The sequence below is a fragment of the Methanobrevibacter sp. TMH8 genome (assembly GCF_020148105.1).
GTDB lineage: Archaea > Methanobacteriota > Methanobacteria > Methanobacteriales > Methanobacteriaceae > Methanobinarius.
In genome coordinates, this window is record NZ_JAHLZE010000022.1 from 68,860 (window position 1) to 83,468 (window position 14,609).

11 protein-coding genes are annotated in these 14,609 nt (G+C 26.5%); 7 read left to right on the top strand and 4 right to left on the bottom strand.

Annotated features, from left to right (window positions below; genetic code table 11):
- Window positions 1-27: 27 nt before the first annotated feature.
- Window positions 28-1,224 carry a 50S ribosomal protein L11 methyltransferase gene (locus KQY27_RS04430; RefSeq protein WP_224425374.1) on the bottom strand — a complete coding sequence of 399 codons (1,197 nt, stop codon included), beginning with the start codon at window positions 1,222-1,224 and terminating at the stop codon, window positions 28-30.
- Window positions 1,225-1,482: 258 nt separating this feature from the next.
- Here KQY27_RS04430 and KQY27_RS04435 point away from each other — a divergent pair, with 258 nt between their 5' ends.
- The 3 genes from KQY27_RS04435 to KQY27_RS04445 all read left to right on the top strand — a co-directional run bounded on the left by KQY27_RS04435 (window position 1,483) and on the right by KQY27_RS04445 (window position 5,420).
- Complete coding sequence (locus tag KQY27_RS04435) at window positions 1,483-2,913, top strand: CpaF family protein (RefSeq protein ID WP_224425375.1); 1,431 nt, start codon at window positions 1,483-1,485, stop codon at window positions 2,911-2,913.
- Window positions 2,914-3,234: 321 nt separating this feature from the next.
- The gene (locus KQY27_RS04440; protein ID WP_224425376.1) at window positions 3,235-4,227 is read left to right on the top strand and encodes a PDDEXK nuclease domain-containing protein; all 993 of its coding nucleotides are present in this window, start codon (window positions 3,235-3,237) and stop codon (window positions 4,225-4,227) included.
- Between the two features lie 56 nt (window positions 4,228-4,283).
- Complete coding sequence (locus tag KQY27_RS04445) at window positions 4,284-5,420, top strand: type II secretion system F family protein (protein ID WP_224425377.1); 1,137 nt, start codon at window positions 4,284-4,286, stop codon at window positions 5,418-5,420.
- Between the two features lie 323 nt (window positions 5,421-5,743).
- Here KQY27_RS04445 and cbiQ read toward each other — a convergent pair whose 3' ends face one another.
- The 3 genes from cbiQ to cbiM all read right to left on the bottom strand — a co-directional run bounded on the left by cbiQ (window position 5,744) and on the right by cbiM (window position 7,797).
- Window positions 5,744-6,535: a cobalt ECF transporter T component CbiQ gene (gene cbiQ / locus KQY27_RS04450; RefSeq protein ID WP_224425378.1), complete on the bottom strand. Its 792-nt coding sequence runs from the start codon at window positions 6,533-6,535 to the stop codon at window positions 5,744-5,746.
- A 141-nt stretch (window positions 6,536-6,676) separates the two neighbouring features.
- On the bottom strand, window positions 6,677-6,979 hold the full coding sequence (locus KQY27_RS04455) for a PDGLE domain-containing protein (protein WP_224425379.1): 303 nt from the start codon (window positions 6,977-6,979) through the stop codon (window positions 6,677-6,679).
- Between the two features lie 182 nt (window positions 6,980-7,161).
- Window positions 7,162-7,797 carry a cobalt transporter CbiM gene (gene cbiM, locus KQY27_RS04460; protein WP_224425380.1) on the bottom strand — a complete coding sequence of 212 codons (636 nt, stop codon included), beginning with the start codon at window positions 7,795-7,797 and terminating at the stop codon, window positions 7,162-7,164.
- Between the two features lie 1,660 nt (window positions 7,798-9,457).
- On the opposite strand from cbiM, the gene cdhA reads away from it, so the two are divergent.
- The 4 genes from cdhA (at window position 9,458) to cdhC (ending at window position 14,538) form a co-directional block, all read left to right on the top strand.
- Complete coding sequence (cdhA, locus tag KQY27_RS04465) at window positions 9,458-11,848, top strand: CO dehydrogenase/acetyl-CoA synthase complex subunit alpha (protein ID WP_224425381.1); 2,391 nt, start codon at window positions 9,458-9,460, stop codon at window positions 11,846-11,848.
- A gap of 37 nt (window positions 11,849-11,885) precedes the next feature.
- Entirely contained in the window at window positions 11,886-12,398 is a 513-nt protein-coding gene (cdhB, locus tag KQY27_RS04470; RefSeq protein ID WP_224425382.1) for a CO dehydrogenase/acetyl-CoA synthase complex subunit epsilon, read from the top strand.
- Between the two features lie 42 nt (window positions 12,399-12,440).
- Window positions 12,441-12,926 (top strand): VOC family protein, encoded by a 486-nt coding sequence (locus KQY27_RS04475; RefSeq protein ID WP_224425383.1) that lies wholly within the window; start codon window positions 12,441-12,443, stop codon window positions 12,924-12,926.
- A 211-nt stretch (window positions 12,927-13,137) separates the two neighbouring features.
- Complete coding sequence (gene cdhC, locus KQY27_RS04480) at window positions 13,138-14,538, top strand: CO dehydrogenase/CO-methylating acetyl-CoA synthase complex subunit beta (RefSeq protein WP_224425384.1); 1,401 nt, start codon at window positions 13,138-13,140, stop codon at window positions 14,536-14,538.
- Window positions 14,539-14,609 lie beyond the last annotated feature (71 nt).

Consider the following 14,609-nt stretch of genomic DNA (forward strand, 5'->3'; position numbering starts at 1 on the left):
AGCTATTGATTTAGCTATTAATGGAAATTAAATAATAAAAACATCTTTAGCTATTGATTTAGCTATTTTTTTAAAATTGTTAGAATTTGCTTCTGGAAAACAATCTAATATACAAATATCAAACTTTTTGCTTTCATCTTTATTTTCATCTATATTTTCTGCTTTTTTAGATAATATTTTACTTAATTCTTCAAAAGGCAAATTATATAATTCAAAATTAGTTCCATAAGATATTTTATCAGTATTTCCATAAGATTCTTCTATTCTTGGTATTTTTATTTTTTTTAATTCTTTTAACTTTTCTATTTCTTCTAGTTTTTCTGATTCTTTTAATTCTTGTAATTTTTCTAATCCTTTATTCTGTTTAAATCCATTTAATTCAAGATTAATAGAAGTTATTATGGTAGCTGGAGTCCAAATATCATTAAAAACTACTTTTTTAACACCTAATTTTAATAAAAATATTCCAAGAGTGCCATTACCGCAAGTTCCATCTAAAACATTTAAATTCATAGTTTCTTCTTTAGATAAATGTTTTGCTTCAAGATATTCCCATAATCTAGCTATTTTATTTTCCATGGATGGAGGAAATTCTAAATAGCTTAAATGTTGGATTTTATTTATAACTATTTCTCCAGCTGGGCTTTTAACAATATCGCATCGAATATCACTACCTGTTAATAATTCATAAGAAATAGCTTCGTAATCTGTATCTATAATTCCAACAGTATCCTTTGGATCTCCTTTAATAACTCCCTTGACTTCACTAACTTCATCTATTATCCTATTAGCTATTTTTTTTGTTAAGGTTGGATAAAGAATTATTAAAGAATTTTTTTCAATAAAAGGTTCATTTTTATTACTATACATCGTTGTTAAAAGAGGAATTGGTCCATTTCTCAGATTAAATCGTCTAAATTCAATATCTTCTTCTTTCATTATTTTTAAAATTTGAGCCATCGAAATATCAATATGTCTTTTTCCACAAGAGCATCTACCAAAATCATCATCTAATTTTTCTAAATCTAGTTGTTCATCTAGTGGTTTAAATTTTTTTATTTCAATATAACTTTCTTTTTTACAATTAATGCATTCATTTTTATTTTTTAAAGTTTTTGAAATATTTTCTAGATTCATTAGTTCATCTAAATTGATTTCATAATTTTCACTTATTTTAGTGAATTTACCTAAATCATATTTATTTGATGATTCTGATTTTTTCATATTATTGAATTTGTTTTCGATATCTTTATATTTTACTTTTGATATAATATTATTAAAATATTAATAAATTATATTATTATAATATTAATGAGAACAATTTTTAAGTGTAGATACAATTTTTCAATTAAATATAAAAATTGTCTTTAAGTTGAAAAATATTGAATATAATAAGAATATGGGATAATTTCAATTAAAATATTAGATAATTGGGGTTGAAACAGAAAAACAGAGATTAAAAGACATTATGTGGTGGAATATATGGAAATTATTCCAAAGTATGAATTATCAAAAACAAATTTTTCAGATGAAGAAAAAAATTTATTAGAGGATTTAAGAAATAATTTAGTTGATTTAGCTATTTCTTCAGGAGAAAATTTTCATATAAATGAAAATGCATTATTAGATGATATCAAAGAATTTCTTAAACTAAGATTTTTTAATGAAGATTTTAATGATAATCATTCTTATAAAAATTCTCAGGATAATATTGATAAATTAGCTAATAAGCTATTTGAAGAGATTATTGGATATGGAGAAATTGATCCTTTAATAAAAGATGATTTTCTTGAAGAAATAATGGTAATCGGAACAAATAAACCTGTTTTTGTTTATCATAGAGAATATGGTATGATGGAATCTAATCTGATTTTTGAAAGTGATGAAGAAATTATTTCTATCATTGATTCTATTGCAAGAAAAATAAATAGGAGAATAGATCAAGAATCTCCAATATTAGATGCAAGACTGGGAGATGGATCTAGAGTGAATGCTACTATTCCTCCAGTTTCTGCTGATGGTCCTTCAATAACAATAAGAAAATTTAAAAAAGATCCTCTAACTATTATAGATCTTATTAGGGAAAACACAATCAATTCTGATTTAGGTGCTTTTTTATGGCTATGTGTTGATGGTTTGGGAATTAGACCTGCAAATGCAATTATATCTGGTGGAACAAGTTCTGGAAAAACAACTACTCTGAATGCATTAGCTGCTTTTATAAATCCTCGTGAAAGAATTATTACTATTGAAGATACTCTTGAACTTCAAATACCTCATGATCATATTGTTAGAATGGAAACAAAACCTCCCAACATTGAAAATAAAGGGGAACTAACCATGGATGATCTTGTGAAAAATTCACTAAGGCAACGGCCTGATAGAGTTATAGTTGGAGAAGTCAGAGGAAAAGAAGCTATAACTCTTTTTACAGCTCTTAATACAGGACATTCTGGTTTTGGAACTCTTCACTCAAATAGCTCCCGTGAAACTATAACTCGTTTAACCAACCCTCCAATGAATGTTCCAAAAATTATGATTCCAGCTATTGATTTTATTATTATGCAAAATAGAATTTATCGCTCTGATGGAGTATCTGTTCGTCGTGTTAGTGAGGTTGCTGAAGTAGTAGGTATGGAAGAAGGAACAATTCAACTAAATAAGATTTTTCAATGGAATGGTAAAAATGATGAAATTGAAAATGTTTCTATTTCAAGTAATACTTTACAATCTCTTGCTGATATTAAAGGAGTAAAAATTAGTGAACTTCATGGTGAAGTTAATAGAAGAAAATCAGTCTTAGATTTTTTAGCTAAAAACAATATCAGGAGTACAAATGGTTTTGCTAATGTCATTGAAAATTATTATTTAGATCCAAACACAGTTTTAGATAGTATATCTGATTTTGGTTAGCTATGTGTTATAGTCTAAAACTGTCACCACTGGTGCGAGAAATTATTTTTAAAAATTGATGGATACATAATATAATAATTTTTTTCTAAAATGAAAAACTGTCACCGGCGGTGACACAAATTATTTTGAAAATTGATTGGACTAATTTAACAATTTTTTTCTAAAATGAAAAACTCTCAGCAGTGCTGAGAGTTTTTATTTAATTTGTTTATTTTTTTAAAAAATCTATAATATTAATGTATGATTCAAAAAAACAAATTATGTAATGATAAAAATCCAATTAAACTTAATAAATTGTTAATATATGGAGGTGGGCATAAAATGAACGAAATGAAAATTGACAAAAAACATAAAGAAGATTTTATTAACATTTTGAAAATGATAAAAAATTCACAAAATAATGCATTAAAAAGTGTTAATATTCAATTAATAAATTTATATTGGAATATTGGGGAATATATTGATGAAAAAGTAGAAAAATCTGACTGGGGGCAATCTGTAGTAAAACAACTTTCAAACTACTTGAATAAAAAGGATCCCACATTAAAAGGATTTTCAGACAAAAATTTATGGAGAATGAAGCAATTTTATTCAACTTATAAAAATTATCCAAAACTCTCAGCACTGCTGAGAGAAATTACTTGGACTCATAATTTATCAATTTTTTCTCGATGTAAAACTGTTGAAGAGAGAGAATTTTATTTAAATCTATGTATAAAAGAAAAATTGAGTTATAGAGAGTTAGATCGCCAGATTTCATCAAGTTTATTTGAAAGAACAATGATTTCAGGTCCAAAAATTTCTCCAATGACAAAAGAAATCTATCCAAATACAAATGAACATTTCAAAGAAGACTATGTTTTTGAATTTTTAGGGTTAAATAACAACCATAATGAAGATGATTTACAAAAAGGACTTATAAATAATTTAAAAAATTTTATTCTTGAGATAGGTAAAGATTTTTCATTTGTTGGTGAAAAGTTTAGACTTCAAGTAGGAAATAGTGATTTTTACATAGATTTATTGTTTTTTCATAGGCAACTTCAATGTTTAGTTGCATTTGAATTAAAAACAGAAAAATTCCACCCTGAACATATAGGACAGCTAAATTTTTATTTAGAAGCACTTGATAGAGATGTTAAAAATGATAATGAAAACCCAAGTATAGGGATACTATTATGTAAAAGTAAAGATGATACTGTAGTAGAATATGCATTAAGTAGAACTTTATCTCCTTCTATGGTATCTCAGTATCAAACAAAGCTACCTGATAAGAATATATTGCAGGAAAAATTTGAAGAGTTACTTGATTAACTTGTGGGGATGATATTATTTTAAAAACTTTTTTTATAGCTATTGCAGATATTTTTTTGGCTTTATTTCATTTACTTTTTAAACTATTTAATTCTTTTTTCAATTCACTTTCTAGGCTGATTTTTAAAAATATTGCTGATAAGGATAATAATAATGATAAAACTAATAATGAAAATAAGAATTCTGATTTTAATGAAGATAATAAGAGTGCTGTTAATATAGTTTCTAAGTTAAAAAATATTCTTTTTTCAAATAAAGATAAAAATAAAGATGAAATTTTTATATTTAAACAATTACAACTCAATTCTAATCTGAATAAAAAGAATAATAATTATAATAATTATAAAGATGATAGCTATTGGAGTAAAAAATATAATATAGCAAATAATAGAATTGGTTCTAATATAGAAAATACAACAAATAATGATAAAAATATTCAGAAAGGATATTTAAACAATATTGTTGGGAAAAAAATAGCTGAAATTATAAATATAAAATTATTTATTCCATCTGTTCTGGCATTTATTGTTATTTTAACAATTTTAATTTATTTTTTACTTGGTTTTGAAATAGCTATGGCCATAATTCTTCTCTTTTTAATGATAATTTTTGGAATACTTTTCTATCCAAAGATGAATAAAGATAAAAGTAGGTCTGAAATATCTAAAGAACTTCCATATGCTCTTAGACAGATGGTAACTGAATTACGATCTGGAAAAGGACTTCATGATACAATAAGTTCAATAGCTAACTCTGATTATGGTGCATTATCTTTCGAGTTTTCAAGAGTTATTGAAGAGATTAAATATGGTGAAAATACCGAAAAAGCACTGATTAATATGTCTAATAGAGTTTCTTCTGATGGATTGAATAGAGCTGTTCAACAGATTGTAGGAACTCTTAGAACTGGTGGAAATCTTGCATCTACTCTTAATATAATAGCTGAAGATATTTCCTATGATCTTCAAATCAAACTTAAAGATTATTCTCAAAAGTTAAATGCTTTTATTATGATTTACACTTTTTTAGCTATATTAGGGCCAGTAATACTTTTAATCATGCTGATGGCAGCTTCTACTGTGATGGGAGATATAGTTCCAAGTAATGTGGTTATTATTATGTATGTATTCTTTTTCCCAATGATTGTGGTATTTATGGGATTGATGATTAAGAAGTTAGAACCTAGTTTGTGATTCAATAATATTAGTATTATTATTATTATTAATAATTTTGTTCATGGTTTTATAATTGACATTACCTTTAATGAAAATGATTAATTGTTCTTATTTTTGATTTATATTTTTATATTTTATTTTTTATTATCATTTAAACTTCAAATTCTTTATTAATTATAAAATAAGAACTTAAAATAATAATATTAAATAAAAATGAATATGAAAAATAAAGAAAAAACAATTAAAACAATTAAAACAATTAGAACAATTAAAATAATAAAATAAAAATAATAAAAATAATAAAAATTGATAATAAATTAAAAATAGAAATAAAAATTTAACTAAATAATCCCATATAAATTAACTATCTCAACAGAAAATATAACAATGACTGTTAAAACTATTATACTATAATCAATACGCCTTATTGGATTTTCTTTTTTATAGCTAGTAGCTTCACCAACATATCCTCTAGCTAGCATACTATAATAAACTTTTTCTCCTTTTTCAAAGGATTTTAAGAATAACATCATTATTGTATAGCCAATTTGTTTTATTCTCCAAAGATAGCTAGTTTTTTTATTCCAAATATTAAAAGATCTGGATTTTTGAGCTTTTCTTATATTTTCAAGTTCATCAAAGAAAACAAAAAGATATCTTACAGTCATACTAAGTATCATAGACATTTCTTTTGGAAAACCAAGTTTTCGCATAGAATTGACTATTGATTCAAGTGGGGTTACAGATGAAAGAAGAACAATAGCTGAAAGACAAACAATTAAACGACTGAGAAGCAGTGCTCCAAAAAGTATTCCTTCATAGCTTATGGTTAATCCAAGAGGTAGTGTAAAAAGCACAATACCTGGCTTTATGAAGGGCTGAAAAATAGCTATAAATCCTCCAAATGGTAGAATCATTAGAACTCTTTTTGCAAAATAACCAATGGAAACTTTTGAAAATAAAAGTAGTATTATTAAATAAATTTCTAACAATAATAAAACAAGAAAGCTTTGGGTATATACAGCATATACTACTATTAAGACAGTAAAAATAAGTTTTATTCTACCATCTAATTTATGTATTGTGCTGTCTTTCCAAGACTCTTGTTCTATTTTAGTTATTGTTGCATTCATTCTGTCACAATATCTGTGTATTTAATACAATTTATATTAATTAATATAGCATTTATATTTGTATAATTATTCATAATAATTCATAAATATATTTATTTAATGATATTATATTCTTATATATTTTTTAATATATTTTATAAATTATTTTTGATGATTTCTTCTCTTTAATACATATCCTAATCCATAAGCTAAGCCAAATACTATAAGCACTCCGATTATAATAGCTAATCCTCCAGAGAAAGGACTTTCTCCAAGAGAAGGAATTATATAATCAGGCATTGGTGATTCATGAACTGCTTCATCACTAACACCAGGGTTTATTATTTTTTCAGCTGCACTTTCTAATCCATCTGGATTACTGGATGCTAAAAATGGTGCTAATACTGCTATTAAGATAGCAATTACTAGTCCTATAATTATAAATTTCTTTGTTTTTGTTTCCATTCTTTATCTCCCTATGATATTTTTGTATCTACAATTATATTCAATTGCATTTATGATATTATCTCAGTATAATTAATATTATAATATAATTAAATATTTTATAATTAAATAATTTTAATTAAAAACTAATAATAATAGTTAATAATTAATAATTTTGATTTTATTTTGTGAATCATTCGTTTTTATGCAGGTCTTGATCCTGCAGCTATTAAATCTGGTCTGACATTTCTTATAGCTACATAAACTATTGAACTTATTAATCCTTCACCTACAAGGCCTATTACAAAGTGATAGATTCCCATAAAGTATAATCCTGCTATGAGTGGGAATGTTCCTGCTAACCATAATTCTATTACACATGCAATTGCTGGGATAAATAGGGAGAGGAAACATGCTATGAAAACAGCTGGAACCTCACTTATTATAGATTTTAACCCTTTAAAACTGTAAAATCCAATGAAACTTCCAAGAACTCCCATATTAAATATGTTAGCTCCAAGTGTGGTTATTCCTCCATCTCCAAATGCTAGAGATTGTATTATCAAAACAACAGCTAAAACTAAAAATCCTGCAAATGGACTTCCAAGTAAAATTCCAACAATAGCTGCTCCTACCATATGCCCACTTGTCCCCCAAGGTATTGGAATATTCATAGCTTGAATTGCAAATATTCCTGCAGCTAAAACTGCAAGTAATGGAATTTGTTTTTCGTTTAAATTATTTCTTGCCCAATTTACTGCGAAATATCCTATAATAATTATTATTATATAATATATCGCGCATTGCCATAGTGGTATAAATCCGTCCGGGATGTGCATTATTATTCTTCCTTTAAAATCGTTTATTTAATATCTTTAAAAATCTTATCTATTATTAATATTTACTACTATATTTTTCCCCGCTATTTGACCTTCTTTTCTTAATACAAGTAATAATTAAAGTAATAAAAAATAGAGAGTAATACTTTTTTCTATTTTATTTATATACTTAGTATTAATAATCTATCCATTTACACTAGGTATTGGATTATTGGTGATATAATAGTAATTTTATAAGTCTATTCATAGACTTACTGTACTTAATTTTGAATATATCACATATAAAACTTTTCTTTGTAATACTAAACCCTATTTTTTCTTATAAAATGTAATACTTTTTTTATTAATTTTTTAGTTTTTAATTATTTTAGTAATTATAAAGTAGATTATTCTTTATTAGGATATATGTTAAATTTTCATATACTTTTTTAAAGTTTAATAAATCTTATTTTCCAATGTATTTCGTAGTAATTGATAAAATTTTAAAATAAATAATTTTAAATAATTTTTAAAAATTACTAAATAATTTATCAATTTTCAAAAACTTATTTATTGTAGTTGTATAATGTATTACCTTTCATTGATTTATTACTATTTATTATCTTTTATTATAAATCTTTAAAAATTATTTTTACTCATATTAAAATTTTGTTTGATCTGTACTGTTTTTTAATCAACCATTTACCTTTTTAATTCAAATAACTGCCTTTTCACTTTAAATTTAGAAAAATTTATAATATTATTTTTATTAATAGTATTACTGGATGGATTTTTATGAATATATTAAGTTTTATATCAGAATTAACTCTGTTTATTAGCTTTTTATTCTCAAATAATCTCTATAAACTTTTTATTTCCATTTATATTAATAATTCTTTCAATAAATTTTTAGAAAGGTTTAAATAAGTATTACTATTTCTATATAATATATTAAGTAGTTGATGTTTAAATAATATTTTAAATCCTCATATATATTATAAGAGATAATTTATGCAATTCAATTTTATTTATAAAGATGAATTTTATGTATTTTATTGTTTACATAGGTTATTTGTTTTAATAAAATCTTAAAATGTAAATATATGGTTTTTTATAAATAGAAACTAATACTTAACCTTCAGCCAAACCTCTTAACTATATGTTTCCATATGATAGCCATTAACTACTTAATATTTTTTTTAACAATTTTTTAATCTTTAATACCATTAGATATTGATTCTTTATTATAAATTCCATTTTTTTTATTTTGAAAAATGTAATACTTTTTCTTATTATAGTAATTGTTTTAAATTAGATTAAAATAGCAATAATAATCATAATTCCTTTACAAACCAATGTCTTATAATTATTTTTTAAAATTTCCAGCAGAAATCCTATTTATCTATTTTTATTATTTTTCTTCTAGTAATAATTATTTTAAATTTCTTAATACAAAAAATATATATACTTTGAATTTTAAATAAAATATCATTATAAATCATTATTAATTATAATTTGTTATAAAATATATATTATTAAAATTTACTCTGATAGTTTGGATGCTAATCTTATTGTCAAAACGTTTCTAGAAGGGTTTAAATATTAATAATATTTCTTAAATAAGATTTTAAAGATTTTATAATATAATTATTAAATTAAATAGAACTAATAATACTAATAAATGAATAATAAGGTCGGTGATAATTTGACACCTAATTCAACTAAACCTAAAGATTTTAAAGATGATTTTTGGAAAGCAAAAGATATTAAATTCTCTTTTGGTGAGATTGTAGAAGATAAATCTCCTAGTTCTCAAGAGGAAGAGACTTTTATGGGTCCAACTCCAAAACCATCTGTTACTGATTTAAGATCTTGGGATATGAAACTATTAGAACGGTATCCTCCTTTCTATGCTCCATTCTGTGATATGTGTTGTTTATGTACATTTGGAAAATGTGATCTTACAGGTAAAAAAGGTGCTTGTGGGATTGATATTGAGGCACAACAAGGAAGATTTGCTCTTTTAACTTGCTGTATAGGTGCTGCAGCTCATTCTGCTCATAGTAGGCATTTACTAGAATATTTAATCCACAAAGTTGGTCCGGATCATCCTGTTGATTTTGGAAATAATATTGATATTGAAGCTCCAATAATGAGGACTTTAATAGGAAAAGCTCCTAAAACTTTAGGAGATATTCGAGAAGCTATGGATTATATGGAAGAAGAAAACCTTCATCTCCTTTCAGCTTGTCATACAGGACAAGAAGGAAACTATCTTGATTTTGAATCTAAAGCACTTCATGCTGGTTTAATGGATCATATTGGGATGGAAATAGGAGATGTTTCTCAAATAACTGCATTAAACTTACCAAAAGGCGAGGCAGATACTCCACTTGTAGAACTTGGTATTGGATCAATTGACAGAGATAAACCAGTCATACTTTGTATTGGACATAATGTTGCTCCAGGAACTGGTATTGTTGATTATTTAGAAGATCAAGGTCTTGAAGATGATGTCGAACTTTGTGGTATTTGCTGTGCGTCTATTGATATAACTAGATATACTGATAGAGCTAAAGTTGTTGGACCAATTTCAAAACAGCTAAAATTCTTAAGATCTGGCGTTGCTGATGTAGTTGTTGTAGATGAACAATGTATTAGATCTGATGTTCTTGAAGAAGCTCAAAAAACAGGAACTGCTTTAATAGCTACTACTGATAAAATGTGCTTAGGTTTACCTGATAGAACAAATGATTCTGCTGATGCAATTGTATCAGATATACTCAATAAACAATTTGATGGAGCACTTATTCTAGATACTGCAAAAGTTGGAGAAGTAGCTACAAAACTTGCATTAAATTTATCTAAAACTAGAGGATCATTTAAAAAATTACCTGATATGGATGAAATACAAAAAGAAGCCAGTAAATGTAGCGAATGTGAATGGTGTGTAAGAGTATGTCCAAATAGCATTCCTATTATGGATGCTGTATCTTCTGCAGGTAAAGGCGACTTTGAAAATGTAGAATCTTTGTATGATCATGATATATGTTATACTTGTGGTAGATGTGAACAAGAATGTCCTGAAAACATTAAAATCATGGATTTAATGGCTAAAGTTGGAGAAAATAATCTACAAAATCAAAAATTCAACATTCGTGTAGGTAGAGGTCCAATTCAAGATGTAGAAGTAAGACGTGTTGGAGCTCCTATTGTACTTGGAGATATTCCAGGTGTTGTAGCATTTGTTGGATGTACTAATTATCCTAATGGTTCAGAAGAAGTAGCTAAAATGGCTGAAGAGTTCTTAGAACGGAACTATATTGTGGTTACTAGTGGATGTGGAGCTATGTCTATTGGTGAATACAAAGATGAAGAAGGAAAAACATTATATGAAAAATATGGTGGAGAATTTGATGCAAGAGGACTTGTAAATGTAGGATCTTGTGTAGCTAATTCTCATATTCCTGGTGTAGCTATTAAAATTGCTAATATATTTGCTAAAAAACCATTAGAAGGAAACTTTGAAGTTATTGCGGATTATATTCTTAATCGTGTAGGGGCTTGTGGTGTTGCATGGGGACCTTACTCACAAAAAGCAGCAGCTATTGCATCTGGTGTTAATAGATGGGGTATTCCAGTAATTCTTGGTCCACATGGTTCTAAATATAGAAGATTATACCTTGGTCGTTCTGATAAAGACGATGTTTGGGATTTAAATGATTTAAGAACTGGTAAAGTAATTAAAGGCGAACCTGCTCCAGAACATCTGTTATATGCAGCTGAAAGTAGAGAAGAAGCTACTGTAGCTATTGCTAAAAATTGTCTTAGACCTACTGATAATAACAAAGGAAGACAAATAAAACTAAATCATTATATTGATTTACACAAAAAATACTTTGGTGTAATTCCTGAAGATGTTTATAAGTATGTTAGAAATGAAAAAGATATTCCTATTACTTATAAAAATGATGTTAAAGAAATTTTAGCTCGCAATAATTGGGAACCAAGAGAATTAGTTATGGAACCAACTATTCTTGATTTTCCAGAAGATGAGGAAAAGAAGAATTAATATTAAAAGGAAAGAGTAATGAAATAAAGGTGATTAAATGAATGACAGAGTTATTCCATGGCAACCAACTGTTATAGCTGGACCAAAACAAGCATTACTAGTAACTCCTGAGACAGCTAAATTAATGCTTCAAAAGGCTAAACGTCCTTTATTTGTAGTTGGGCCTTATGCAAAAAATGAACCTCTTATGGGTCATGTTAAAGATATAGCTGAAACCTGGGATTTACCTATTGTTACAACAGCTGATACTTTTAAAGCATTCCATGAAAATGGAATTGAAACTGATTCTTATGGAATTGTAGAAATAACTAATTTATTGAAGGATCCTGAATGGAAAGGAGTAAAAGGTGAAGGACAACATGATTTGGTTGTCTTTGTAGGATGTATTTATTATATTGCATCTCAAGGACTCTCTACCTTAAAACACTTTGCACCACATCTCAAAACTTTGACAATATGTAAATATTTCCATTCTAATGCTGATGCTTCTTTCCCTAACATGAAAGATGAAGAATGGGAAAAATACTTAAATAAGATGAAAACTAAATAAATGAATAAAAAATAGATAAAGATTAGTTAGGTTTTAGTTAATATGAAATTTGAAGCTGCTTTAATCGTTGTTCGAGACATGGAACAATCTAGAAGTTTTTATGAAAATTTACTTGATCAAGAAGCTATAATGGACCTTGGAGCTAATGTAGCTTATGATGGATTTTCTCTTCAAACTTTAGAATATTGGGTGGATTTTATAGATAAAGTTGAAAATGATATTGACTTTTTAAAAAATAATAATTCTGAGTTATATTTTGAAATAGATGATTATGATACATTTATTGAAAAATTTAACAATTATAATGATTTTGAAGTAGAAATTGTCCATAAAACCAAGGAATTTCCATGGGGACAAAGAGTTATTAGATTCTATGATCCTGACAATCACATGATTGAAGTAGGAGAAAGTATGGATTCTGTGGTAAAAAAGTTCTTCAATAATGGAATGTCAATAGAAGAAATTGTTGAAAAAACTGGGTTTCCTGTAGAATTTGTTGTTGATTTAAAGAATAAATTAATTAATTAATATAAAATTATGGATTAATTAAATTAATTTTAAATTAATTTTAATTAAATATTTTATTAATAAAATTTTAAATATCTAAAAATAAATTAATAATGAGAATAAGTTAATAACAAGTTGAATAATACTTGTATAATTTATATCTTAATATATTAAATCTAATATTATTATAAATCTAATATTATTAATATTTAATTGATAGAGGAGGAATTAAATGTTTAGTGATATCCCTGTTGATGTAAGTCCTATGCACGAGGGTGAAAGAATACGTGCAGCTAATATGTATGTGGAATTAGCTGGTCCAAAATCTATTGGTGCAGAACTCGTACAAGTAGATGAATCTGTAGTTGATGGTAAATTTGAAGTAATTGGTCCTGAATTATCTGAAATGACTAAAGGTGAAATTTATCCATTTGGTATTAAGATAGATATTAAAGGAGAAATGCTTGAAAAAGAACTTGAAGGAGTTATTGAAAGAAGAACTCATGATTTATGTAATTATGTTCAAGGATTCATGCATTTAAACCAAAGGGATCAAATTTGGTGTAGGGTCAGTACTGAAGCCATAGATGCGAATTTTAAATTAGTTGATCTTGCTAAAGCTCTTGGAATACTTTTTAAAGAGGAATTTCCAATTATTGAAGAAATTTCAGTGACTATTCTTACAAATGAAGAAGATGTTAAAAAATTCGTTGATGATGCACAAAGTATTTATGCTACAAGAGATGAAAGGGCAAGAGAATTGTCTGATGAAGATGTTGATGTATTTTACGGATGTTTAATGTGTCAATCATTTGCACCTACTCATATGTGTGTTGTAACACCTGATAGGACAGCACTTTGTGGTGCTATTAATTGGTTTGATTGTAGAGCTTCAGCTAAAATGGATCCTGATGGATCAATTTTTGAAATTGAAAAAGGTGAAGTTTTAGATGATCTTAAAGGTGAATATGCAAATGTTAACGAAATGATAGCTCAAAAAACACAAGGAGAAACTGATAAAGTTTATTTACATAGTGTTTTTGAATATCCTCATACTTCTTGTGGTTGTTTTGAAGCAGTAGCATTCTATATTCCTGAGCTTGATGGTATTGGTATTGTTGACAGAGATTTTAGTGGTGAAACTCCTTTAGGTATTCCATTTTCATCTATGGCAGGACAATGTTCTGGTGGAAAACAAGTAGAAGGATTTACTGGACTTAGTTTAGAATATATGAGATCCCCAAAGTTCCTTCAAGCTGATGGTGCATATGAAAGAATTGTTTGGATGCCAAAAGAAATAAAAGCTTCTCTTGAAGGATTTATTCCAGAAGAAATCTTTGATAAAATTCCTACTGATGAAAATGCAACTAGTGTTAAAGATATAAAATCATATCTTAAAGAAAAAGATCACCCAATTCTTGAAAGAATAGCTAATATGGGTGCTGATGAAGAAGAAATTAGTGATGATAGTGATGTAGCTATTGATACTGAACCTATGGATATGAATCAAGAATTTGTTCCAGTAGCTAGTGCTTCTGAAATGGCTATGCCTATGTCTGGTGGAACTAAAATTATCTTTAAAAATGCAAAAATATATGCTGAAAAGGTTATAATCAAAAAAGCAAAGAAATAAGCTAATAATGAAATCGATAATGAATAATGAATAATGAATATTGATAAGTTTAATTGAATAAATTAGTTATA

Bases quoted from the DNA above. Each gene is read 5' to 3' on its own strand.
- cdhB (WP_224425382.1), top strand. From the start codon at position 11,886: ATGAATGACAGAGTTATTCCATGGCAACCAACTGTTATAGCTGGACCA.
- KQY27_RS04440 (WP_224425376.1), top strand. From the start codon at position 3,235: ATGAACGAAATGAAAATTGACAAAAAACATAAAGAAGATTTTATTAAC.
- KQY27_RS04435 (WP_224425375.1), top strand. From the start codon at position 1,483: ATGGAAATTATTCCAAAGTATGAATTATCAAAAACAAATTTTTCAGAT.
- cbiQ (WP_224425378.1), bottom strand. From the start codon at position 6,535: ATGAATGCAACAATAACTAAAATAGAACAAGAGTCTTGGAAAGACAGC.
- KQY27_RS04475 (WP_224425383.1), top strand. From the start codon at position 12,441: ATGAAATTTGAAGCTGCTTTAATCGTTGTTCGAGACATGGAACAATCT.
- cdhC (WP_224425384.1), top strand. From the start codon at position 13,138: ATGTTTAGTGATATCCCTGTTGATGTAAGTCCTATGCACGAGGGTGAA.
- cdhA (WP_224425381.1), top strand. From the start codon at position 9,458: ATGAATAATAAGGTCGGTGATAATTTGACACCTAATTCAACTAAACCT.
- KQY27_RS04430 (WP_224425374.1), bottom strand. From the start codon at position 1,224: ATGAAAAAATCAGAATCATCAAATAAATATGATTTAGGTAAATTCACT.
- KQY27_RS04455 (WP_224425379.1), bottom strand. From the start codon at position 6,979: ATGGAAACAAAAACAAAGAAATTTATAATTATAGGACTAGTAATTGCT.
- cbiM (WP_224425380.1), bottom strand. From the start codon at position 7,797: ATGCACATCCCGGACGGATTTATACCACTATGGCAATGCGCGATATAT.